Here is a 21,589-nt window from a genome sequence, read left to right on the forward strand (position 1 = left end):
GTTCTATCTCCGTCCCTTGCGTTGGACCGGCTCCTCGAGCGCGTCCACGTCCATTTCAAGTCCATCCTGAGCCGCTTCGCGTCCGGCAGCCTTGCCGCGCTTCAGCGTCTCTTCGATCAATGCATCGGTCAGAACGAGCCGCGCCTCGGCCATATCGGCCACCGGCAGAAGCACGGTCTTTTCCTCGCCCTCTTTCACATCGTCGCGCTCAAGCTTAGCGTTTTCACCTTCGATGCCGAGCAGCGTGCCGCGGAATTTCTTGCGGTTGTAAATCAGCGTTTCCATTTCGATCTTGGCGACATGGCCTGCCCAGCGCGTGAAGTCTTCGAGCCGCACCAGCGGCCGGTCGATGCCGGGTGAGGACATTTCGAGATAGTAGGCGCGCTCGATTGGGTCCTCGACATCGAGCACCGGCGAGATCGCCTTGGAGCACTCTTCGCAGTCCTCGACATTCATCGTGCCGTCCGGACGCTCGGCCATGATCTGGACCGTGCAGCCGTTCTGCGACGTCACCTTGACCCGCACCAGGCGATAACCGAGATCGCCGAGGATCGGCTCGACGATATGAGCGACGCGCGCGGCCACACCGGTTTCCCGGATCAGGCGGTCGTCGGCTGCGGTTTCATTCGCCATAGGCACCAAATGCGAAAAGAGCGGGCCCCCGGAGGAACCCACTCTCATGAAGACAGTCATGAGATGGAAGTTGAGTTCTATATAGAGAAACCGCCCTGAAGAGGCAAGGCGCGGGGTCTAGTCGACCCCGACCATGACATCGGAAGCCTTGATGATGGCTACCGCTTTCTGACCTTTTTTGAGTCCCAGCTCATCGACCGCTTCATTTGTGATGGATGCGGTAACCATCTGGCCGCCGCCGATATCGATCCGCACATGAGAGGTCGTCGCTCCTTTGATGACCTCGGTCACCGTGCCCTTGATCTGGTTTCTGGCGCTGATTTTCATGGCTTTTTCCTCTTCCTGGGCATTTGGGCATTCCTGCTCCCCACCCCGGAAACTAGTATCCTGCCCGCCGGGCGGCTAGGTTCCCGGCCCCTTTCCTCATTCCCCGTCCCCCATCTTCATGCTCTCCCGCTGGCGCATGCCGGTCCTCAGCCGGCAGGAACTCGTTCTCGTCCTGATCACCATGATCTGGGGCGCGACCTTTCTTACCGTCCAACTGGCCATGCAGGTCTCCGGCCCGTTTTTCTTCGTCGGGGTGCGCTTCACCTTTGCCGGGCTTCTTTTGATGGCGGTCTTTGCGCCCCTGATGCGCGGGCTGACGCGGACCGAGCTTTTCGGCGGCATCGCCATCGGCGCCAGCCTCTTCCTCGGCTATTTCCTCCAGACTTACGGCCTTCAAACCATTTCGAGCTCGAAATCGGCTTTCATCACCGCACTTTACGTGCCGCTTGTGCCGCTCCTGCAATGGCTGGTGCTGCGCCGTCCGCCGGGCCTCTTCAGCTGGATCGGCATTGCGCTCGCTTTTACCGGGCTTGTGCTTCTCGCCGGTCCCGACGCGGGGCCGATCGCCTTCGAAGCCGGCGAGATCGCGACCGTTCTCTGCGCCGTCGCCGTTGCCGGGGAAATTATCCTCATCAGCCATTTTGCCGGACGGGTCGACAGCCGCCGCGTCACCGCGGTTCAGCTTCTTGCAGCCGGTCTGTTTTCCTTTGCGCTGATGCCGGTCGCGGGCGAGCCGGTTCCGGAATTTTCCTGGTTCCTGGCGGCCAGCGCGCTTGGACTTGGCCTTGCCAGCGCGGGAATCCAGTTTGCGATGAACTGGGCGCAGAAATCCGTCTCGCCGACGCGTGCGACTTTGATCTATGCAGGCGAGCCCGTCTGGGCGGGTATTGTCGGACGCATCGCCGGAGACCGGCTGCCGGCGCCGGCCCTGTTCGGCGCGGCGCTCATTCTCGCCGGTGTCATCGTCAGCGAACTGCGCTTCGGCAAGTCTCGCTCACCCGTCGAAGAAATTGACGACGGCATTTCGAAGGGACATCCCTAGACCATGCGCGCACTTTCAACGCTCAGCGCGGCGCTCGCCGCCCTCCTTCTCGCGTCCGTAGCAGCCGAAGCCGGGCCGAAAAACGCGACGGTCATGATCATCCGCCATGCCGAGGACGCGGACAGCGGACCTGGAATCAGCGCGGCAGGACAAGCGCGTGCGCAATCTTATGCCGGCCGTGGCTGGCCGGGCGGACGGCCGAGCCTTCTCATCGCGGCTTCCGATTCCAAAAAAAGCCAGCGCCCGCGCCTGACGCTTCTGCCTTTGAGCCGCGCCATCGGCATTCCGGTCAATGCCGGCTTCAACGATGAAAATCCCAATGGCGTCGCGCGCTATCTGTCGAATGCCGGCGCGGGCAAAACGACGCTGATCGCCTGGCGCCGCGAAGAGATGCCGCAACTGATCTCGGCGCTCGGCGGCAATCCCTCATCCTTCCTGCCGGGCGGCGGCTGGCCGAAGGGCGTGCACAATTGGACGGTCGTTCTGAAATTCGATGCGAGCGGCAATGTCGTTCCCGGCGAAAGCCGTCTCGTCCGCTAGTCGTCCCGAGCGTCAGATTTTCCTGAAGATCAGATAGGCCGGCGTGCGGGTTTCGCGGATCGCTTTCGCCTCATAGCGCGTGCCCGGCCAACCGGCCCAGGCCACACGCCAGTCATCGGCCTTTTCCGCCGTCCACTGCAAAGCGGGCTGCGCCCTGACATGGGCGAGCGTCCATTCGACATAGCTTTCAATATCGCTGGCGAAGCGGAACTCGCCGCCACTCTTCAGCGCACGAACAATCTTTTTGAGATTCTCCGGCGAGACGAAGCGGCGTTTGAACTGGCGCTTTTTCGGCCAGGGATCGGGATAGAGAAGATCGACGCGCGAAAGGCATCCGGGCGGCAGCCAGTCGAGCAAAAGCGCCGCGTCATTGTCGAACAGACGGATGTTCGGAATCTTCCGCTCGTCGATCCCTGCCAGCGCTTTCGCCATGCCGTTCAAAAACGGCTCAACGCCGATGAAACCGGTTTTCGGATTTTGCTCGGCTTCGTGCAGGAGATGCTCGCCGCCGCCGAAGCCGATCTCCAGCCTGAACTCATCGACCGGCGCGCCGAACAGAGTGCGCAGATCGTCCGGCGCCGGAGTTGTCAGATCGATCTTAAGGCGCGGCAGCAAAGTGTCGAACCGCTCCGCCTGACCGGCGCGCAGCGGCTTGCCTTTGCGGCGCCCATAAAGAGCGCCGCGCCTGCGGTGTTCCTGATCGATATCGGACATTGCTGGTCTCTATTCCAAAACGGGGAGAACAGAGAGGGCTCTCTCCCTCTCCCCGCCTGCGGGGAGAGGGTCGGGGTGAGGGGCAAGAATGCGCCCCTCATCCGGCGGCTTCGCCGCTCGACTTCTCCCCGCTTGCGGGGAGAAGTGAATTAGTTGACCGCCGATTTAAGCGCGTCGACGAGATCGGTCTTCTCCCAGGAGAAGCCGCCATCCTTGTCCGGCGTGCGGCCGAAATGGCCGTAAGCGGATGTACGTGCATAGATCGGCTTGTTCATCGCAAGATGCTTGCGGATGCCGCGCGGCGACAGATCCATCACCTCGCCGAGCGCCTTTTCGATCGCAGCTTCATCGACCTTCGCCGTGCCGTAGGTGTCGATATAGATCGACAAAGGCTTGGACACGCCGATGGCGTAAGCGAGCTGTATGCAGGCGCGGTCGGCAAGACCGGCTGCAACGACATTCTTCGCGAGGTAACGCGCCGCATAAGCAGCCGAGCGGTCGACCTTGGTCGGGTCCTTGCCGGAGAAGGCGCCGCCGCCATGCGGAGCTGCGCCACCGTAAGTGTCGACGATGATCTTGCGGCCGGTCAGGCCGGCATCGCCGTCGGGACCGCCGATGACGAATTTGCCCGTCGGATTGACGTGCCATTCGGTGTTGCCGTTGATCCAGCCATCCGGCAGCGATTTGCGGATATAGGGCTCGACGATGGCGCGGACGTCATCGGACGTCAGGTTCTCATCGAGATGCTGCGCCGAGAGCACGATCGAGGTCGCCTCGACCGGCTTGCCGTTGTCGTAGCGAAGCGTGATCTGGCTCTTCTGATCGGGGCCGAGCTTGGCGGCATCACCCTGTTTGGCGTGGCGCGCTTCCGACAGCTTGCGCAGGACGAGGTGCGAATAGTGGATCGGCGCCGGCATCAGCTCCGGCGTTTCGGTGCAGGCATAACCGAACATGATGCCCTGGTCGCCGGCGCCTTCGTCTTTGTTGCCGGCCGAGTCGACGCCCTGGGCGATGTCGACGGACTGCGCGTGCAGGAGAACGTCGACCTGAGCGGTCTTCCAGTGGAAGCCTTCCTGCTCGTAGCCGATATCCTTGATCGCGGCGCGCGCGAGCTCTTCGATGTAATCCTTGGTGACGCTTTCGGGTCCGCGGACTTCGCCGCCGATGACGACGCGCTGGGTGGTCACGAAGGTTTCGCAGCCGACGCGCGATTCCGGATGAGCCGTCAGATAGGCGTCGAGCACCGTATCGGAGATGCGATCCGCGACTTTATCGGGATGGCCTTCGGAAACGGATTCGCTGGTGAACAGATAGGACTTACGGGCCACGGCTTGCTCCGGAGGGAAGATTGCGGGCGCTTTGGGAGGCGCCCGGTCTTCTCGCAAGCCACAGGAGAGCGGTCAAGCTCGCCTGCGCTGCGTCCTTAATCGCCGTCGGCGAGGGACGAAACGAGGTCGACGATCCGGCGGCGAACCTTCGGATCCTTGACCTTCATGAAGCTCTTGGTGAGCTGGAGGCCTTCGGACGTGGCGAGGAAGTCGGCGACATAATCGCCCTTCTTGTCGCTGAAGCCGGGGGGCAGAGCCTCACCCTGGGCATCTTCAAAGAAGTAAGACACCGGAACGCCGAGAACTTCCGACATCTGCTGGAGGCGCGAGGCGCCGATCCGGTTGGCGCCTTTCTCGTATTTCTGGATCTGCTGGAAGGTGATGCCGAGTGCGGTACCAAGCTTCTCCTGGCTCATCCCGATCAGTAGCCGGCGCATGCGGACACGCGCACCGACATGTTTGTCGATCGGATTGGGGGCCTTGGTCGCCATCATGAAATGAGCTCCTGCCTCGGCAAGCGCCGCGGTCGTTGTTACCGACGTTCGTGGAAAAGCCGGTTGGGAAGGGGACATGCCCCAGAGATTGTTATGTGCGCCGCCCACACGCGCGGCAGAATGGTTGCCTGCAGGAGTAAAGTCAAACCCACCGGGGGTCAGGACGGCCCCTACAATAGTTGTAAAATACATTATTACGAGCAGCCAAAGTCCATAGGCAGAATACACCGTAGTCCTTGAAGCCACAGGTAAATTTGTGTCCAGAATGCCCTCGCCTGCAAGCGGCAGCGAGACTAAGGTTCTACCAAGAGCATCCACTACTCCGGAGATCCCGGTGTTCGCCGCGCGGATCAAAGGAAGGCCCTGTTCGAGGGCCCGGACGCGGGCCTGAGCGAAGTGCTGATGGGGGCCCGGCGTGTCGCCGAACCAGCCGTCATTGGTGACATTGAGAAGGGCATCGGGCCGCTCCTCGTCATAAACGCCGGTCGGGAAGATCGCCTCGTAACAGATCAGCGGCCCGAGCTTCAGGCCGGAGGGCAGCGTGATGTTGTGCGGCGCCTCGCCGGGCGTGAAACCGCCGGGCAGCCGCGTCAGCTGCCGGAAGCCGATGGCTTCGAGGACACTCTGAAACGGCAGGAACTCACCGCCCGGGACGAGATGTACCTTGTCATAGGTCGCAAGGATCGACCCGTCGCTGCCGAGGGCGTGAATGGAATTGAAGACGCGCCTTTTGCCCGGCACGCCGTCCTCGTCGAGCCGCGCCGCCCCGGTCAGAAGGATTTGGCCGTCGGACAGGAGTCCGCCGATCTGCGCCAGGGCGTCGGGCGTCCGGGCGAGGAAGAAGGGGAAGGCCGATTCCGGCCAGACCAGAATATCGGCCTCATCCAGCGTGCCGTTCTCGGATGTCTTCTGCTGCGAGAGCGAAAGATAGCGCGCCATGATCTCGGGTTTGGCGGAGGCGCGGAATTTGTCGTCCTGCGGGATGTTCGGCTGCATGATGCGGACTTTGGTGTCCGTGAACTGCGTCTCGCCGCTGATGTAAAGACGCGCCAAGCCAAAGAGCGCGAGCGCCGCGAGGGCGCCGAGCGCAATCGCCGGCGGCCGGAAGCGCCAGATTCCCGTCTCGTCGTTGAGCGTTGCCGGCGCCGCAAAAACCGCCACCGCTATGATCGTCAGGCCCTCGACGCCGAAGACGCTCGCCGATTGCCCCATCCAGGACGTATTGGCGAGCGCATAGCCGAACTCGTTCCACGGAAAGCCGGTGAGGAGATGACCGCGCAGCCATTCGGACGCCGAGAGACCGAACGCGAAAGCGAGGATGCGGCCCGGACCGTTCGACCAGAACGCACGGGCCAGCGCAAAACCAAACCCGGTGAAGAGAGCAAGAAGCAGCGGCAGGCCGAGAACCGCAAACGGCATCATCCATTGATAGCTGTCGCCCGGCACGAAGAACGCCATGCCGATCCACCACAGACCCGCAAGGAAATAGCCGAAACCGAAGGAAAAGCCGGCAATGGCTGCATCGCGCAGACCGGCGCGGCCGCCGCCGGTGCCGTCGAGGATCAGCACAGCCGCGGGAAATGTCAGAAAAAGAACCGGCCAAAGATCGTAAGGCGGCATGGCCAACGCCGAGACCGCGCCGACGACTGCCGCCACGAGAACGCGCGCTTTGCCGTCGAGAAGGACCAGAAGGTGGACGGGCAAAGCAAGCCGCAAGCGTCTATCCCGCTTCCGTCTCGCTGGGTGAGGATGTTGCGCCGGCTTTCGATGGCGCCGGCTCGGATGCGGCTTCCGGACGGCGGCGGATGCGCACGCGCTTGACGCGGCGCGGATCGGCATCGAGCACTTCGAAATCGAGATCGCCGGGACCGGCGAGAATTTCGCCGCGCACCGGCACACGGCCGGCCAGCATCACAAGCAGCCCGCCGATCGTATCGACCTCGTCGGCAAGATCCGACAGGTCGATGTCCGGCAATTTCGCAACGAGATCTTCGACCGGCGCGCGGCCCTGCGCGATAAGAGTGTTGTCGCGGCCGCGGCGGATCATCGGCCCTTCCGCTTCGTCGTGCTCGTCTTCGATATCGCCGACGACCATTTCGACGAGATTTTCGATCGTCACGAGACCGTCCGTGCCGCCGTGCTCGTCGATGACGAGCGCCATGTGAATATGGTTGGCCTGCATCTTGGCGAGAAGATCGCTCGCCGGCATGCTCGGCGGTACATACAGTGTTTCGCGCACGAGATCGGCATCGATGATCGACACGTCGAGATCAGGCTTGCCGAGATCCAGGCGCTTGGCCTTGGAGCGCGTGCGCGAGCGCTTGGTCAGATAGGACAGAACGTCCTTGATATGGACCATGCCCTTCAGGTCGTCGATCGTCTCGCCATAGACGGGCAGGCGCGAATGACCGGCTTCCTCGAACTTGATCAGAAGTTCGTCGAGCGAGGTCTCGCCCGCGACCGCCACGATATCGGGCCGCTGAACCATGGCGTCGCTGACATGCTGTTCGCGCAGGCCGAGGATGTTTTTGAGCATCGCCCGCTCCTCGGGCGAAAAGTCCGGCGCATCTTCGCCGGCATCTTCAGCAAGAGCATCCTCGATTTCGTCGCGCAGGGTCGGCGCCTGCTTCAGGCCGAGCATGATTTTCAGGCGGTCGAGAAGACCGCGATCTTCAGACGCCGTACTACTTCGGCTGGAATCGTCGTTGGCCATGGGAATGCCCTAGCGGGGCTCGGTCTCCAGATAGGGATCGTCTATGCCGAGGCGGGCCAAAGCCGCGCGCTCGAGGTTTTCCATCTCTTCGGCGTCTTCATCATTCATATGATCGAAGCCGAAGAGGTGAAGGGTGCCGTGAACGACAAGATGGGCAAAATGCGCATCGAAGCTTTTGCCTTCACGCGCGGCCTCATCGGCCACGGTCTCGAAGGCCAGAACAAGATCGCCGAGCAGCGGCGCGGTGGCGATCTCTTCGCCTTCGGCCGCCGGAAAGGACAGAACATTGGTCGGCTGATCCTTGTCGCGCCAATCGCGGTTCAGATCTTTCAGTTTCGCATTGTCGGCGAGGATGACCGCGAGCTCGGCATCTTCCATGTAGGGACGGCGCGCTTCGGCCAACGCCGCATCGACCGCGCGCCTGGCGATCTCTTCGAGACCGGCGCGCGCGCTCCAGAGCGGGCTTTCCGCCACCACATCGACAACGGGGCTCACTTTCCGCCCCCGGGAAGCTTCGCGCGATCGGAAGCCTCATAGGCGCGGACAATGCGTCCGACGAGTTCGTGGCGCACGACATCGGCTTCGCCGAAGCGGCACACGGAAATGCCTTCGACATCGGCGAGCAGGCGCGTTGCTTCAATGAGGCCCGACATCTGCCCGGAGGGCAGATCGATCTGGGTGGCATCGCCGCAGACGATCATGCGCGAATTTTCGCCAAGACGCGTCAGAAACATTTTCATCTGCATCGCGGTCGCGTTCTGCGCTTCGTCGAGAATGATGACGGAGTTGAACAGCGTGCGGCCACGCATGAAGGCCAGCGGCGCGATTTCGATGACGCCGGATTCCAGCCCGCGCTCGACGCGCTCCGGCGGCAGCATGTCGTAGAGAGCATCGTAAAGCGGGCGCAGATAGGGATCGACCTTTTCGCGCATATCACCCGGCAGAAAGCCGAGACGCTCGCCGGCTTCGACGGCGGGACGCGACAGAACGATGCGATCGACTTCGCCGCGCTCGAGCATGGACACAGCATGCGCGACCGCGAGATAGGTTTTGCCGGTGCCGGCCGGACCGATGCCGAAAACGAGCTCATGTTGTCCGAGCGCGCGCATATAGGCGTCCTGCGCGGGCGTGCGCGCAACGACGGTTTTCTTGCGCGTCGAGATATGCGTCATGCCCGGACGCGGGCCGCCGCCCGAGCCGAACAGATTTGCCTGATCGCCGGTCATGCGGATGGCGCCGTCGACATCGCCGAGGCCGACATCTTCGCCGCGCTTGACGCGCGCCAGCAGAGTTTCAAACACGCGCTTGGCCTGCGCCACAGCGTCGGGCTTGCCGCGGATCGCGACATGATTGCCGCTCGGCGTGACTTCGACACCAAGGCGCCGCTCGAGAAAAGCAAGATTCTGATCGTGGCTGCCGAAGATTCCGGACGCCAGACGATTGTCGTCAAAAGTCAGGACGATTTCGGATGTTTTCGGAGCAGGGACCGGACTTGTCACGCCACCGCCTCCATTTCCGCATTCTGCGGCTGAGCTTCCACAATACCAAACAGACTGTTGCGGCCGTTCGACACGATTTTCACCGGAAGAACGTCGCCGATTGAAACTGTATCCGATTCGATCTGCACCGGCTGCAGATAGGGCGAACGCCCGGCGATTTGCCCGGGATGACGGCCGGCGCGGTCGAACAGAACGCTCATCACGCGGCCGACACTGGAGCGGTTGAAATCCTGCCGCTGCTCTTCGAGCAGCGCCTGCAATTCAAGAAGGCGCGCCGAGCGCACCTCTTCCGGCACCTGATCCATATCGGCGGCGGGCGTGCCGGGGCGCGGCGAATATTTGAACGAGAAGGTCGAAGCGAATGTGACGTCGCGCGCCAGCCGCATCGTCGCCTGGAAATCTTCATCCGTTTCGCCGGGGAAGCCGGTGATGAAATCGGACGACAGCGCAAGATCGGGCTGAGCGTCGCGGATGCGGTCGATGAGCTTCAGATAATCTTTCGCCGTATGGCCGCGGTTCATCGCATCGAGAATGCGATCCGAGCCCGACTGCACGGGAAGATGCAGATACGGCATCAGCTGTTTCAAATCGCGATGCGCAGCGATGAGCTCATCGTCCATATCGCGCGGATGGCTTGTGGTGTAGCGCAGGCGCGCAATACCCGGGATTTCAGCGATGCGGCGCAACAGGCGGCCGAGGCTCCAGATTTTTCCGTCCGGGCCTTCGCCGTGAAATGCATTGACGTTCTGGCCGAGCAGAGTGAGCTCGCGCACGCCATGGTCCGCGAGACGCTCAGCCTCGGTGATGATCTGCGACACCTGCCGCGATATTTCCGCGCCGCGCGTATAAGGCACGACGCAGAAGGTGCAGAATTTATCGCAGCCTTCCTGCACGGTGAGAAACGCTGCCGGGCCGCGCGCCAGAGTTTTCGCGGCGCTCGCGGCGGGCAGATGCGCAAATTTATCTTCGACCGCAAATTCGGTGTCGACGACGCGGCCGCTTTTCGCACGCGCTAGAAGATCGGGCAGGCGGTGATAGTTCTGCGGGCCGACGACAAGATCGACGCCCCGCGCGCGCTTTAGAATCTCGGCGCCTTCGGCCTGGGCCACGCAGCCCGCCACCGCGATCATCACATCGCTGCCATCAGCGGCCTTTCGCTCGGCGCGCATTTCGCGCATGCGCCCGAGTTCCGAATAAACCTTCTCGGCCGCCTTCTCGCGGATATGGCAGGTGTTGAGGATGACGAGATCGGCGTCTTCGGCGGTTTGCGTCTCGACATAGCCTTCAGGAGCCAGCGCGTCCGCCATGCGCTGGGCGTCGTAGACGTTCATCTGACAGCCATAGGACCGGACGAAGAGCTTCTTTGGATGTGAATTCATCAAAGTCGGAATGCCGCTCCGGCGCGGAGTACGCGCCTGTCCCTTTCGTCCTGCAATGCAAAAGCCGGACCCCGGTTTTAGCCGGTTTGGGCCTCCAAGAGAATAGCCAGCTCGCCGGAGGGCTCCGCCGGAGCGGAAGGGGCCTCGCCGCGGAGGGCCCGCAGGGTCATGGCCCGGACCTCGGCCTCGGCCCGCCGGGCGATGTCCTTGCGGTCGGTCTCGGCGGTCACGGCCATCGGCCGGCCGAACGACACCACCGCCTCCGGGCCGCCAAATTTCATGATGTTCCACAGATGGTTAGGCAGGGTCATGCCGCCATACCAGGCAATGTCAGGACGCTCCCGGCGCAGCACGGGAAGACCATGGCGGCGGGGATAGGCGATGGAGACCGGCTGGACGAAAACCTCCGCCGAGCCGCCCTCGGCCCCCTCTAGAGAAAGGGCCTCGCGGGCGGCGCCGATCAGGGCCGAACGGAAAGGCAGCACCCGGTTATGGTCGCTCGACGTGCCTTCGGCGAACAGAACCATGGCATCGCCGGCATTCAGCCGGGCGGCAATATCCCTGGCGGTGCCGCGGGTTGCCGTCCGGCGGGCGCGGTCGACGAAGATCGTCCGCTGCAGGCGGGCGAGAAAGCCTATGCCCGGCCAGGCGCCGACTTCGCTTTTTGCAACAAAACTCACCGGCATCGCCGCCGACAGCACGACGATGTCGAGCCAGGAGACGTGATTGGCGAGAAGAAGAAGGGGACGCTGCGTCGCGAGCGCGCCGACATCCACGCGGCGAATGCCGAGAATGAAGCAGGCGGCGCGGTGATAGAAATGCGGGATCGCGCCGCCGCGGTGCGGCGCAAGTTTGAGCACGGCATATTGAAAAGGCAGAAGAAACAAAGTGAGCGCGATCACGGCGGATGCCGTGACGGGCGCCATCACTTGGTGTCGTCCTTCTGATCTTTCAGGGGCACCGCATAAAGCTCCATGCGGTGATCCACGAGCTTGAAACCTAAACGACGCGCGATCTCGGCCTGCAGACGCTCGATTTCCTCGTCGCGGAATTCGACGACCTTGCCGGTGCGAAGATCGATCAGATGATCGTGGTGCTCGTCCGGCACCGGCTCGTAACGCGAGCGGCCGTCGCGGAAATCGTGTTTTGCGACGATGCCCGCATCCTCGAACAGCTTGACGGTCCTATAGACCGTCGCAATCGAAATGCGGTTGTCGATCTTTGCGGCACGGCGGTGCAGCTCCTCGACATCGGGATGATCGGTCGCGGCTTCGAGCACGCGGGCGATCACCCGGCGCTGCTCGGTCATGCGCATGCCTTTGGCGGCGCATTGATCTTCGATTGAGTTGTGATCCACGGCGACCTCTATATCAGCCCAGGGCGCGGGCGAGAACACGCGCTTGGCCGCGCGTTCCGTCCGGCCTTGCATAGTAAGCAGGGCGCGTGCCGATTTCGGAAAAGCCGAACCGGGCATAGAGGCGAAGGGCAGGGACATTCTGTTCGTCGACTTCGAGGACCACACGGCGCGCGCCGGCGGCCTGAAGCCGGGCGAGATGCCGCGCGAGAAGCGGCGAACTTCCACCCTTTCCGCGACGCTTGGATGACACCGCGATCGACAGCAGCTCCGCCTCGTCAACCGCAATCCGCGACAGGGAAAAGCCGTCGATCGTCTGGCTGCGCGCCTTCGCCCGCAAAATATCGGTGACGGTATTTCGATCCGCCATCAGCCGCTCGATCTCGGCGACCGACCAGCCGCGGGCAAAGCTGGCCGCATGCAGTTCGGCGATCTGCGCTGCGTGCTTCGGCTGGGCGGGATCGACCCGCCACTCCACTTTGCGAAAGAAGTCGAACAGCCCCATCGGCGTCAGACCCTTGGGATCTGGCCGGAGGCCGGCGGCGTCGCATCGGCGGGGCGCAGATAGACCGGCCGCGGCAGACGCTCGGGCACCGGCGCGGATGCGCCGAGGCGCGCCAGCCAGACCGGATCGGGCGCAAAACTGTCGGGGACTATTTCGTGTTTGATCTTCGAGGCTTCCTGAACGATGGCGGCACCCGATCCGACAAGCCGTACCGAGCCTTCGCCGGCCATGCGCGCCGCTTCCTTCGCCGTCAGGACACGCGCCGGCACGAGTCCCAGGCCGGAGGGCGCAAAGATCTGGAAGAAGACGCGGCCATGCCGCGCATCGATCGCCGCGGCGACGGCGCGTCCATCCGTCAGCGCCAGAGCCGGCGCGACCAGCGCAATCAAGGTCGTGACGCCGACGAGAGGCTTGCGGGTGGCGAGCGACAGGCCGCGCGCCGCAGACAGCCCGACGCGAATTCCGGTGAAACTTCCGGGACCTGTGGTGACAGCGAGACGGTCGATGCCGTTCAGACCCGCGGAGCCGCCGACGACCTGATCGATCATCGGCAGGAGCGCTTCCGCATGGCCGCGCTCCATCGGCAGGCTGGCCCTGGCGATCACGCGGTCCGGAGATGTGTCGATGAGCGCCACGGAACAGGCCGCAAGCGCCGTATCGATGGCGAGCACGCGCACGCGATCTGTCCCAGCCTCAACTGAAGGTTATTTACACTGCGGCCGTGGAAAGGCGATAGCGCGCGAGGGGCTTTCCCTCAGACGGGACGCACTTCCTGCACTTCCGGCACGAAATGGCGCAGGAGATTTTCGATGCCCTGCTTCAGCGTGGCCGTCGAAGACGGGCAGCCAGCGCAGGAGCCCTTCATGTTCAGGAACACGACGCCTTCGCGATAGCCCTTGAAGGTGATGTCGCCGCCGTCCTGGGCGACGGCCGGGCGGACGCGCGTCTCGATCAGCTCCTTGATCGTGCCGACGAGGGCCGCATCGTCCTCCTCGAAGAATTCGCCGTCTTCGACCGAGCCGGTGGCGGAGACGCCATCGGCCAGAAGCGGCTGATTCTTGAGGTAATGCTCCATGATGGCGCCGAGAATGGCCGGCTTCAGATGCTGCCAGTCCTCATTGCCCGTCTTGGTCACGGTGATGAAATCCTGACCGTAAAAGACGCCGCCGACGCCGGGCACCGCGAACAACCGCTCGGCCAGGGGCGATTTCTTGGCCGCGTCGAGCGATGTGATTTCGAGCGTGCCGCCGGGCAGCACATCGCGGCCGGGCAGGAATTTCAGGGTTGCCGGGTTCGGCGTGGCTTCGGTCTGGATGAACATATCTCTTTTCCGTCAGGCCGCCGGGTTCAAGGCGCGGGGCCGGGCGCTCGCCCTATAGATATGAAGCTTGCGCCCGGAATGCAAAACGGCCCGGCAGAAGGGTCAGTTCACCTTAACGCCGCCCGACCCGATGCTGATATCGAGCGTGTTTTCGTCACGCTCATGGGCCTGATAGGCAAAGATGGCGACCGCGCCGGCCAGAACGATGATCACTCCGATAAGAATTCCGCGGTTCATTTCTGTCTCCCGATTGTGGGGAGACAAACCCCGGCAGGGCCTTTTCGTTCCCGATTAGGGAAGGGTCGCCTCAGCGGACGAAGCCGACAATATCCTTTACGGCGGCAATGTTCGGCGCGGCGATGGCATGGGCCCGCTCGGCGCCGTCCTTGAGGATCGCGTCGATCGAGGCCGGATCGGACACAAGCCGCTTCATCTCGGCGCCGATGGGGCCGAGCTTTGCGACGGCCACGTCCACGAGCGCATTCTTGAAGGCCGAGAACTGGCCGCCGCCGAACTGTTTCAGCACCGCATCCTGTTCTGTGCCGGCGAGCGCCGCGTAAATACCCACAAGATTTGCGGCTTCCGGACGGCCTTCGAGACCTGCGCTCTCCGACGGCAGCGGCTCCGGGTCCGTCTTGGCCTTGCGGACCTTTGACGCAATCGCATCCGCATCGTCGGTGAGATTGATGCGCGACTGATCGGAAGGATCGGATTTCGACATTTTCTTCGAACCATCGCGCAGGCTCATCACGCGCGCGGCTGCGCCCTGGATCAAAGGCTCGGGCTGCGGGAAGAACGCGTCGCCATAACCTTTTGCCGAAATGCTGGCGGAAAAATCATTGTTGAATTTCTGCGCGATGTCGCGCGCGAGTTCCAGATGCTGCTTCTGATCTTCGCCGACGGGCACATGCGTTGCGCGATAGGCCAGAATGTCGGCGGCCATCAGCACCGGATAGGTGTACAGACCAACGCTCGCATTCTCGCGGTCTTTGCCGGCCTTTTCCTTGAACTGCGTCATCCGGTTCAGCCAGCCGATGCGCGCCGTGCAGCCCAAAATCCAGGCGAGCTCGGCATGCGCCGACACCTGGCTCTGATTGAAGATGATGTTCTTCTTCGGATCAACGCCCGCCGCGATGAAGGCGGCGGCGACTTCGCGGATGGTGCGCGTCAGCTCGTTCGGATCCTGCGCCACCGTGATGGCGTGGAGATCGACCACGCAATAGAGGCACTCATGCTGATGCTGCAGCGCGACGAATTTCTGGATCGCGCCGAGATAATTGCCGAGATGCAGATTGCCGGTCGGCTGGACGCCGGAGAACACGCGCGGCGGGAATGTGGTGGTCATTTTGGGAATTCCGGAGTGGCGCGCCTTATCGCAATGGCCGAGGGGCCGCGCAAGCCCTGCCTCAATCCTCCATTTCCGCCACCCTGCGCCGGGCAAACCAGTGCAGCCCAGCGCTGAGCGTGCAGGCGAAAAGCAGGATTTTCAGATTGTCGAAGTCTTCGGCGTCGAGCCAGCTCCGCGGATTCCAGGTCCATCGGGTCGGATCTTCGTCCATCACCACCGGGATGATGCCGACGGCCGCCACCGCGATCGCCATCCCGTTGATATAAAGAGCGCTCATCAGACGCCGCGCATTGCGCGCCGCCTTCGCGGGCACCTTAGCCGTTTTTGCCATTGGATATTCGTCTCCCCAAGATCGTCCGCGCGAGCTTAGCCCCGCTCACTTTCCTTGAGGAAGGGATTGAGGACGTGGGTGGCCTTGGCTTCGGCCCCGCGCCCCGCTAAGCACCGCCATCTTCTCTTGTTGAAAGCGCCCACATGACCTCCCCCCGCTATGACGTGCTCGGCCTCGGTAACGCCATTGTCGACGTTCTGGCCCGGGTGGAGGACGACCTTCTGGTCAAGGAGGGCATGGCCAAGGGCTCGATGGCGCTGATCGACGAGGCGCGGGCCAAGGCTCTGTACGATGTGATCGGCAGCCCGATCTATGTCTCAGGCGGTTCGGGCGCGAACACCTGCGCCGGCGTTGCCTCGCTCGGGGCCAAGGCCGCGTTCATCGGCAAGGTGCGGGACGACGAGCTCGGCACCGTCTTCGCCCATGACATCCGCGCGGCAGGCGTCCATTTCGCGACCCCGGCGGCGACGTCAGGCGCCGCGACCGCAAGCTCGACCATTCTCGTGACGGCGGACGGCGAGCGGACGATGAACACGTTTCTCGGCGCCAGTCAGGGCCTCGGCACGGCCGATGTCGATGCGGAACTCGTCCGCGCCTCGGGCATGATCTATCTCGAAGGCTATCTGTTCGATCCGCCGGAAGCGATCAGCGCGTTCCTGAAAGCTGCCGAGATCGCCCATGAGGCGGGACGCAAAGTGTCGATCACTTTGTCCGACAGCTTCTGCGTCGACCGGCACCGCCAGGATTTTCTCGATTTCATCCGCTCGGGCGGCGTCGATCTCGTCTTCGCCAACGAGCACGAAGCGAAGGCGCTGTACGAAACATCTGATTTCGATACGGCTGTCGCCGCGCTGCGCAAGGACGCTCCGTCCGCCGTTGTGACGCGCAGCGAGAAGGGCGCGATCTTCATCGACAGGGCGAACACGACCGCCGTTCCGGCATTCCCCATCGAGCGCGTCATCGATGCGACCGGCGCGGGAGACTTGTTTGCGGCCGGTGTATTGACGGGCCTTGCGCGCAATCTGACGGTGGAAGATTCACTTCGCCTCGGCGCACTCGCCGCGGCTGAATGCCTGTCTCACATGGGCGCGCGTCCGCAGCGCAGCCTTGCCGGCTTTGCGGCGGAGAACGGGTTTTTGGGCTAGGCCAAACAGGCGTCGACCCAACGATAGAACTCGGATTCCTGCTGGACCGGCACCGCATTAATCAAAAGTTGCTCTACGGAGGTCGGAACCGGCGGCAGCTCTTGTCGTAGGAATGTTAAGTCTGCCGGATGACGCGGATTGCCATTGAAGAATTCCTGACGGGACACGATCAGCCCGCCGTTCAACAATGCTTCGTCGCTGAGCCAGTGTTCCGCCAAGAAAACGATGGCATTTATTCGCCTAGACTTGCCGAAGAACCGATTTGCGACAACATACAGGGCGGCCGTTGGATCGTCAGCAAACCAGGCCGCGGGGTACATACATACAATGATCGCCGGCTTATCTGACGGTAGCTGACCCTTCTTTCGAGCCAAGGTATTCACGAGCGTAGATTCCGCAAAGACGGGAGACGTCAATGACGTTACTTCGACATTTATTTCCTCGCCCCCTCGGACAACAGAAAAATCAAAGTCTTCGCCCTTGTTCATGCTCTCGGGTCTTGCATGAATGATGCAGCCACCCTGCATGAAGAGGCGTGCGGCAAGCGCCTCGAGAAACGCAGCCCTAAGATCGCGCGACTTAAGTCTGCGGCAGAACTCGGTGAAGCCGGGAGATCTTCTCAGAAGAAATATCGTTTCACCCATCATTGTGACGCTCGTGCTGTATTGATAGCTCATGCCGCCACTGGGGTCGCGATATGCCTCAAGAAAGTTCTGCAGCCGTTGCGCAGCAAAGTTCTTCCGGAGGTATTGCGCGATAACAAACCCTGCGGCCGTGAGATATCTATGCTTGCGCATCTCGGGGCTCATGCTCGCCACGGCTTTTGCCAAATGCTTAGGAACTCGCGCAAATATCATGCGGTCACCGCACCCCAAAAATCGCCGAACCCACCCGCACATAGGTCGCGCCGAAGGAAATGGCGCTTTCGAAATCCGAGCTCATGCCCATTGAGAGTTCGGTGAGGCCGTTGCGCCTGGCGATCTTCTCCAACAGCGCGAAATGCGGCGCCGGGTTTTCCTCCGCCGGCGGGATGCACATCAGGCCGGTGACGTTCAGCCCATACTCACTCCTGCAGGCGGCGACGAAGGCGTCCGTCGCTTCCGGCAGAACGCCGGCCTTTTGCGGCTCGGCGCCGGTATTGACCTGAATAAGGAGCCTGGGCGCCCGGCCCTGCTTCTGAATCTCTTTGGCAAGCGCCCCGGCGATCTTCGGCCGGTCGACAGAATGGATGGCGTCGAACAGAGCGACCGCTTCCTCCGCCTTGTTGGATTGCAGCGAGCCGATGAGGTGAAGCTCAATCCCGGGATGCTTTTCCTTCAGGGCCGGATATTTGCCCTCGGCCTCCTGGACCCGGTTTTCGCCAAAGATCCTCTGCCCCGCCCCGATGACAGGCTCGACGGCCTCGGGCCCAAACGTCTTGGTCACGGCGACCAGCTTCACCGACCCCGCAGGACGCCCGGCGGACTTCTCGGCAGCGGCGATGCGGGCTCTGATCTCGGCGAGGTTTGAGAGGGTGGTCATGCGACCGCTAAAGCACGAAGAGAGGTGATTGCGAAGGCCTCATGGTGAGGAGCGATGCGAAAGCATCGCGTCTCGAACCATGGGCGGCAGGAACGGGACTCGCGGCCCATCCTTCGAGACGGGCCTTCGGCCCTCCTCAGGATGAGGATCGAGGTTGACCCCGCCGCTCTGAGGAGCCAATTTCCGGCAACTTTTCCGGAAGGCTCACAGTATCATGACGACGGAGCGCTATGACGCCCGCAGCGCCGAACCCAAATGGCAGAAAGCCTGGGATGAGGCCGAGACGTTCAAGGCCAAAAACGACGACCCGCGCCCGCATTATTATGTGCTGGAGATGTTCCCCTATCCGTCGGGGCGCATCCATATGGGCCATGTCCGCAACTACGCCATGGGCGATGTCGTCGCCCGGGTGAAGCGGGCCAAGGGCTTCAATGTTCTCCACCCGATGGGCTGGGACGCCTTCGGCCTGCCGGCCGAGAACGCCGCCATCGAGCGTAAGGTCCATCCCCGCGAATGGACCTATTCGAACATCGCCACCATGCGTGGCCAGCTGAAAAGCATGGGCCTGTCGCTCGACTGGTCGCGCGAGATCGCTACCTGCGATCCCGAATATTACGCCCAGCAGCAGAAGCTGTTCATCGACTTCCTCAAAGCCGGGCTCGTCGACCGCAAACAGTCCAAGGTGAACTGGGACCCGGTGGACAACACCGTGCTCGCAAACGAGCAGGTCATCGACGGCCATGGCTGGCGCTCGGGCGCGCCGGTCGAGATCCGCGAACTGACCCAGTGGTTCCTGAAGATCACCGACTTCTCCGAAGACCTTCTGCAGAAGCTCGACACGCTCGACCGCTGGCCGGAAAAAGTCCGGCTGATGCAGAAGAACTGGATCGGCAAGTCGGAAGGCCTGCTCGTCCGCTTCATGCTGGAAGGCGCGCCGGACGGTTTCTCGGAAGTCGAAGTTTACACCACACGTCCCGACACTCTGTTCGGCGCGGCGTTTGTGGCCGTCGCGCCCGATCATCCGATTGCGCAGGCGGTGGCGAAATCCGACAAGAAACTCGCCGCCTTCATCGACGAAGCGCGCAAGACCGGCACGTCGGCGGCCGCCATCGAGACGGCGGAAAAGCACGGCTACGACACGGGCGTTGCCGCGGTGCATCCGCTCGATCCGTCGCGCAAGGTTCCGGTCTATGTCGCCAACTTCATCCTGATGGATTACGGCACGGGCGCGATTTTCGGCTGCCCGGCGCACGATCAGCGCGATTTCGAATTCGCCACCAAATACCGGCTGCCCATTACCCGCGTCGTCTCAAGCGATCCGAAGACGGACAGCCTGCCGCTGAAGGAAGCCGATTCCGAAGACGGCGGCACGCTGATCAATTCGGAGTTCCTCAACGGAATGTCCGTACAGCAGGCGAAGGATGCGGTGGCGGCAAAGCTCGAAGCTGCAAGCCTCGGCAACCGCCCCGTCGGCAAGCGCCAGGTGAACTATCGCCTGCGCGATTGGGGCATTTCGCGCCAGCGCTATTGGGGCTGCCCGATCCCGATCATCCATTGCGAGAAGCACGGCCCCGTGCCGGTGCCGGACGATCAGCTGCCGGTGCGCCTGCCCGACGACATCACCTTCGATCGTCCCGGCAATCCGCTCGATCATCATCCGACCTGGAAGCATGTGCCCTGCCCGGTCTGCGGCGAGCCTTCGCGCCGCGAGACGGACACGATGGACACGTTTGTGGACTCGTCGTGGTATTTCGCACGCTTCACCACGCCGCATCTGAACAAGCCCGTCGACAAAGCCACCGCCGACAAATGGCTGCCGGTCAACCAGTATATCGGCGGCATCGAGCATGCGATCCTGCATCTGCTCTATTCGCGCTTCTTCACCCGCGCGATGAAGAAGGCGGGCTACACGACGCTCGACGAGCCTTTTGCGGGCCTCTTCACGCAAGGCATGGTCGTCCACGAAACCTACCGGGCGAACGGCGAATGGGTGTCGCCGGACGACATCGTCATTACCGGCGAGGGCGCAACGCGCACGGCCAAGACCAAATCCGGCGGCGCGGTCGAGATCGGCTCGATCGAAAAAATGTCGAAGTCGAAAAAGAATGTCGTCGATCCGGACGACATCATCGCCCGCTACGGCGCCGACACGGCGCGCTGGTTCATGCTGTCCGATAGTCCGCCGGAGCGCGACGTCATCTGGACCGAAGCCGGCGTCGAAGGCGCGGGCCGTTTCGTCCAGCGCCTGTGGCGCATCGTGACCGACATCGCCGCCGTGGCGGACGGCGCCAAGCCTGCCGCGTTCTCGGAGGATGCGCTGACGCTCCGCCGCGCAACCCATCAGGCCATTGCCGCGGTCGACGAGAATATCGAGGGGCTCCGCTTCAACGTGGCCGTCGCCAAGATCTATGAGCTGGCCAACGCCATCGGTGTGGCGCGGACGAAACAGGCGGACGACAGTTTGGGCTGGGCCCTGCGCGAAGCGGGCCGGACCCTCATCCAGCTCATCGCCCCGATGATGCCGCATCTGGCCGAAGAGTGCTGGACGGCGCTCGGGCACAAAGGCCTCGTCGCACAGGCGAAATGGCCGGAGGCGGAGGCCTCGCTTCTCGTCTCGGATACGGTTACGCTCCCGGTGCAGATCAACGGCAAGAAGCGCGACGAGATCACGGTTCCTGCCGGGGCGAGCCCCGCAGAGGTCGAAGAGGCTGTCCGCAAGCTCGATTCTGTTGTACGCGCTAGTGACGGGAAGCCGCTGAAAAAGGTCATCGTCGTCCCGCAAAGGATCGTCAATGTCGTGGTCTGATACCAAGCGCTTTGGCCGCATCGGGGTTCTGCTTCTCGCTGCCCTCGGCCTCGGCGGCTGCCTCCAGCCCATGTATGCCCAGGGCCCGGTCGTTGCCTCGACCGGACCGGGGGCTCCCATTGCCGTCAGCCCGGAAGCAGGACTGGCCCAGGTCGACATCCTGCCGATCGACGGTCGGGTCGGTCAGAAAATCCGCAACGACCTCATCTTCACCCTGACCGGGGGCGCCGGGGTCCCGACCGCGCCGCGTTACCGGCTCGACATCACCGTCCAGGTGATCGCCGCCCAGGTCGCCATCGTCGATCCGTTCACCAGCCGTCCGCAGCTGCAGACCGCCGGCGTCGATGCGTCCTATGTGCTGGTCGAAATCAACAAGGGCATTCCGATCGTCTCGGGCAATGCCATCGGCCGCGCCACCTATACCCGCAACCGCCAGCGCTTTGCCTCGACGCGCGCCCAGCGCGATGCGGAAGACCGCGCCGCAAAGGTCGTGGTCGAACAGATCCGCGCCAAGCTGCTTGCCCATTTCTCGGGACATGGCGTTCCGCCCGCCCCCGTCGTCGCGGTGAAACCCGCGGGCATCTGATTT

24 protein-coding genes and 1 pseudogene are annotated in these 21,589 nt (G+C 62.9%); 5 read left to right on the forward strand and 20 right to left on the reverse strand.

Features of this window, described 5'->3' with window-relative positions; translation table 11 throughout:
• Nucleotides 1-3: 3 nt before the first annotated feature.
• Nucleotides 4-633, reverse strand: coding sequence for a ribosome maturation factor RimP (gene rimP / locus IZ6_RS00085; protein WP_225873943.1), 630 nt, complete (start codon nucleotides 631-633; stop codon nucleotides 4-6).
• A gap of 117 nt (nucleotides 634-750) precedes the next feature.
• A complete protein-coding gene (locus IZ6_RS00090; RefSeq protein ID WP_222876015.1) occupies nucleotides 751-960 on the reverse strand; it encodes a TOBE domain-containing protein in 210 nt (69 codons plus the stop codon).
• Between the two features lie 136 nt (nucleotides 961-1,096).
• On the opposite strand from IZ6_RS00090, the gene IZ6_RS00095 reads away from it, so the two are divergent.
• Nucleotides 1,097-2,002 carry a DMT family transporter gene (locus IZ6_RS00095; RefSeq protein WP_225873944.1) on the forward strand — a complete coding sequence of 302 codons (906 nt, stop codon included), beginning with the start codon at nucleotides 1,097-1,099 and terminating at the stop codon, nucleotides 2,000-2,002.
• A 3-nt stretch (nucleotides 2,003-2,005) separates the two neighbouring features.
• Nucleotides 2,006-2,542, forward strand: coding sequence for a flagellar basal body-associated protein FliL (locus IZ6_RS00100; RefSeq protein ID WP_222876017.1), 537 nt, complete (start codon nucleotides 2,006-2,008; stop codon nucleotides 2,540-2,542).
• A 12-nt stretch (nucleotides 2,543-2,554) separates the two neighbouring features.
• Here the strand turns inward: IZ6_RS00100 and trmB are convergent, their stop codons facing one another.
• From trmB to IZ6_RS00170, 16 genes and pseudogenes are all read right to left on the reverse strand, one after another.
• Nucleotides 2,555-3,256, reverse strand: coding sequence for a tRNA (guanosine(46)-N7)-methyltransferase TrmB (trmB, locus tag IZ6_RS00105; protein ID WP_222876018.1), 702 nt, complete (start codon nucleotides 3,254-3,256; stop codon nucleotides 2,555-2,557).
• Between the two features lie 149 nt (nucleotides 3,257-3,405).
• The gene (metK, locus tag IZ6_RS00110) at nucleotides 3,406-4,584 is read right to left on the reverse strand and encodes a methionine adenosyltransferase (RefSeq protein ID WP_222876019.1); all 1,179 of its coding nucleotides are present in this window, start codon (nucleotides 4,582-4,584) and stop codon (nucleotides 3,406-3,408) included.
• 95 nt (nucleotides 4,585-4,679) lie between these two features.
• Nucleotides 4,680-5,156 (reverse strand): helix-turn-helix domain-containing protein, encoded by a 477-nt coding sequence (locus tag IZ6_RS16080; RefSeq protein WP_420825592.1) that lies wholly within the window; start codon nucleotides 5,154-5,156, stop codon nucleotides 4,680-4,682.
• 69 nt (nucleotides 5,157-5,225) lie between these two features.
• Nucleotides 5,226-6,794, reverse strand: a pseudogene (lnt, locus tag IZ6_RS00115) (apolipoprotein N-acyltransferase); the annotation flags it as partial.
• Between the two features lie 4 nt (nucleotides 6,795-6,798).
• Nucleotides 6,799-7,791 carry a hemolysin family protein gene (locus IZ6_RS00120; RefSeq protein ID WP_222876021.1) on the reverse strand — a complete coding sequence of 331 codons (993 nt, stop codon included), beginning with the start codon at nucleotides 7,789-7,791 and terminating at the stop codon, nucleotides 6,799-6,801.
• Nucleotides 7,792-7,800: 9 nt separating this feature from the next.
• Entirely contained in the window at nucleotides 7,801-8,286 is a 486-nt protein-coding gene (gene ybeY / locus IZ6_RS00125) for an rRNA maturation RNase YbeY (RefSeq protein WP_222876022.1), read from the reverse strand.
• Nucleotides 8,283-9,290 carry a PhoH family protein gene (locus IZ6_RS00130; RefSeq protein WP_225873946.1) on the reverse strand — a complete coding sequence of 336 codons (1,008 nt, stop codon included), beginning with the start codon at nucleotides 9,288-9,290 and terminating at the stop codon, nucleotides 8,283-8,285. The genes ybeY and IZ6_RS00130 overlap by 4 nt, the downstream gene beginning before the upstream one ends.
• Nucleotides 9,287-10,669, reverse strand: coding sequence for a tRNA (N6-isopentenyl adenosine(37)-C2)-methylthiotransferase MiaB (gene miaB, locus IZ6_RS00135; protein WP_222876023.1), 1,383 nt, complete (start codon nucleotides 10,667-10,669; stop codon nucleotides 9,287-9,289). The genes IZ6_RS00130 and miaB overlap by 4 nt, the downstream gene beginning before the upstream one ends.
• Nucleotides 10,670-10,746: 77 nt before the next feature.
• Nucleotides 10,747-11,595, reverse strand: coding sequence for a lyso-ornithine lipid O-acyltransferase (gene olsA, locus IZ6_RS00140; RefSeq protein ID WP_222877480.1), 849 nt, complete (start codon nucleotides 11,593-11,595; stop codon nucleotides 10,747-10,749).
• A complete protein-coding gene (locus IZ6_RS00145; protein WP_222877481.1) occupies nucleotides 11,595-11,978 on the reverse strand; it encodes a Fur family transcriptional regulator in 384 nt (127 codons plus the stop codon). Before IZ6_RS00145 ends, olsA begins: the two co-directional genes overlap by 1 nt.
• A 61-nt stretch (nucleotides 11,979-12,039) precedes the next feature.
• Nucleotides 12,040-12,528, reverse strand: coding sequence for a GNAT family N-acetyltransferase (locus IZ6_RS00150; protein WP_222876024.1), 489 nt, complete (start codon nucleotides 12,526-12,528; stop codon nucleotides 12,040-12,042).
• A 5-nt stretch (nucleotides 12,529-12,533) separates the two neighbouring features.
• Nucleotides 12,534-13,205 (reverse strand): tRNA (adenosine(37)-N6)-threonylcarbamoyltransferase complex dimerization subunit type 1 TsaB, encoded by a 672-nt coding sequence (tsaB, locus tag IZ6_RS00155; RefSeq protein WP_222876025.1) that lies wholly within the window; start codon nucleotides 13,203-13,205, stop codon nucleotides 12,534-12,536.
• Nucleotides 13,206-13,282: 77 nt separating this feature from the next.
• A complete protein-coding gene (locus tag IZ6_RS00160; protein WP_222876026.1) occupies nucleotides 13,283-13,849 on the reverse strand; it encodes a NifU family protein in 567 nt (188 codons plus the stop codon).
• 102 nt (nucleotides 13,850-13,951) lie between these two features.
• Nucleotides 13,952-14,086 (reverse strand): hypothetical protein, encoded by a 135-nt coding sequence (locus IZ6_RS15995; RefSeq protein WP_263971497.1) that lies wholly within the window; start codon nucleotides 14,084-14,086, stop codon nucleotides 13,952-13,954.
• 70 nt (nucleotides 14,087-14,156) lie between these two features.
• A complete protein-coding gene (gene trpS, locus IZ6_RS00165) occupies nucleotides 14,157-15,194 on the reverse strand; it encodes a tryptophan--tRNA ligase (protein WP_222876027.1) in 1,038 nt (345 codons plus the stop codon).
• Between the two features lie 61 nt (nucleotides 15,195-15,255).
• Entirely contained in the window at nucleotides 15,256-15,528 is a 273-nt protein-coding gene (locus tag IZ6_RS00170; protein ID WP_222876028.1) for a hypothetical protein, read from the reverse strand.
• A 143-nt stretch (nucleotides 15,529-15,671) separates the two neighbouring features.
• Here IZ6_RS00170 and IZ6_RS00175 point away from each other — a divergent pair, with 143 nt between their 5' ends.
• The gene (locus IZ6_RS00175; RefSeq protein WP_222876029.1) at nucleotides 15,672-16,673 is read left to right on the forward strand and encodes an adenosine kinase; all 1,002 of its coding nucleotides are present in this window, start codon (nucleotides 15,672-15,674) and stop codon (nucleotides 16,671-16,673) included.
• Here the strand turns inward: IZ6_RS00175 and IZ6_RS00180 are convergent.
• Both IZ6_RS00180 and IZ6_RS00185 read right to left on the reverse strand, forming a co-directional pair.
• Nucleotides 16,670-17,503 carry a hypothetical protein gene (locus IZ6_RS00180; protein ID WP_222876030.1) on the reverse strand — a complete coding sequence of 278 codons (834 nt, stop codon included), beginning with the start codon at nucleotides 17,501-17,503 and terminating at the stop codon, nucleotides 16,670-16,672. The genes IZ6_RS00175 and IZ6_RS00180 overlap by 4 nt on opposite strands.
• Before the next feature lie 31 nt (nucleotides 17,504-17,534).
• Nucleotides 17,535-18,194 (reverse strand): YggS family pyridoxal phosphate-dependent enzyme, encoded by a 660-nt coding sequence (locus IZ6_RS00185; RefSeq protein ID WP_222876031.1) that lies wholly within the window; start codon nucleotides 18,192-18,194, stop codon nucleotides 17,535-17,537.
• Nucleotides 18,195-18,408: 214 nt separating this feature from the next.
• Between IZ6_RS00185 and leuS the strand changes: the two genes are divergently transcribed.
• Nucleotides 18,409-21,000 carry a leucine--tRNA ligase gene (gene leuS, locus IZ6_RS00190; RefSeq protein ID WP_222876032.1) on the forward strand — a complete coding sequence of 864 codons (2,592 nt, stop codon included), beginning with the start codon at nucleotides 18,409-18,411 and terminating at the stop codon, nucleotides 20,998-21,000.
• Entirely contained in the window at nucleotides 20,987-21,586 is a 600-nt protein-coding gene (locus tag IZ6_RS00195; protein ID WP_222876033.1) for an LPS assembly lipoprotein LptE, read from the forward strand. Before leuS ends, IZ6_RS00195 begins: the two co-directional genes overlap by 14 nt.
• Nucleotides 21,587-21,589: the final 3 nt, after the last annotated feature.

This window comes from Terrihabitans soli (genome assembly GCF_014191545.1).
Taxonomy (GTDB): Bacteria; Pseudomonadota; Alphaproteobacteria; order Rhizobiales; family Methylopilaceae; genus Flaviflagellibacter; species Flaviflagellibacter soli.